At 62.7% G+C, this 249-nt stretch carries 1 pseudogene (running past one end of the window); it reads left to right on the top strand.

Features of this window, described 5'->3' with window-relative positions:
- Positions 1 to 249 (top strand): annotated as a pseudogene (locus JNK74_29135) (glycosyltransferase) (it continues 346 nt past the right edge of the window).

Here is a 249-nt window from a genome sequence, read left to right as displayed (position 1 = left end):
TTGTCGACGCGGCCGGTGGCGCTGTTTGTCGGCCGCGTGGCGCACGAAAAGAACATCGGCTTCCTGTTGCATGCACTGGAATACACCCGCCGCCTGCGGCCGGATATCCTGTTGCTGATCGCCGGCGAAGGGCCGGCCGTGCCGGATCTGAAAGAAAAAGTGAAGGCGCTGGGCCTGCGCGATCATGTGCAGTTCATCGGCTATCTTGATCGCAGTGAGGCCTTGCCGGCCTGTTATGCCGCGGCCGAT

It is taken from the genome of Candidatus Hydrogenedentota bacterium (assembly GCA_016791475.1).
Lineage (GTDB): Bacteria > Hydrogenedentota > Hydrogenedentia > Hydrogenedentales > JAEUWI01 > JAEUWI01.
This window is presented reverse-complemented; position numbering and strand designations above follow the sequence as displayed.